We start from the raw sequence: 659 nt of genomic DNA on the forward strand, positions 1-659 counted from the left end.
AGCCAATACATAACCTGCTAGAGATGAGGTTGCACAAACTAAGAACATGGTTACCAATGAGATAAATACTGAGTTCCACATCCATTGTAAGGCAGGGTTCTGCACCATGAGTTGTTGGAAGTTTTCCATGGTTGGCATTTTAGGGAACCACTGAGGTGGAATAACGATTGTATCAGGTTGTGATTTGAATGCCCCTGTCAAAATCCAGTAGAATGGAAAGATGAACAGCACAGTCAACAAGAGCAAAATGATTGTTGAAATAACAGTAAAGGCTGTTAATGGTTTTTTTTCTGTAGATTGCATAGCTGTCTCCTTTCTTTAGTATTCTACGTCGTTTCCAAGTACTTTAAATTGAACAAAGCTTACGATTGCAATCATGACTGCCAAGAAGACACCGATTGTGTTTGCATAGCCGTATTCTGTCAATTGGAAGGCTTTTTCGTAAAGGTAGTACATAAGTGTACTTGTTGAGTAGTTTGGACCACCAGATGTCAAAAGCTGAATCAAAGCGAAACACTGGAATGAGTTAATTGTTGTGATGATTGCAATATAAAGAGTTGTTGGAAGAAGGCTTGGCCATTTAATCTTCCAGAAAACTTGAAACTCAGTTGCACCATCAACACGCGCCGCTTCAACCAGTGAATTGTCAATATTCCCCA

1 protein-coding gene and 1 pseudogene are annotated in these 659 nt (G+C 39.5%); both read right to left on the reverse strand.

Annotation, left to right across the window (positions count from 1 at the left end):
- A pseudogene (locus SMIDD26_RS07505) lies at positions 1 to 303 on the reverse strand (carbohydrate ABC transporter permease); the annotation flags it as partial.
- A 15-nt stretch (positions 304 to 318) separates the two neighbouring features.
- Positions 319 to 659: carbohydrate ABC transporter permease (locus tag SMIDD26_RS07510; RefSeq protein ID WP_134990245.1), on the reverse strand; the 341-nt coding region annotated here is incomplete at its 5' end.

Origin of the sequence: Streptococcus mitis, from assembly GCF_001579035.1 — a bacterium.
In the GTDB taxonomy this organism is placed as follows: Bacteria; Bacillota; Bacilli; order Lactobacillales; family Streptococcaceae; genus Streptococcus; species Streptococcus mitis_J.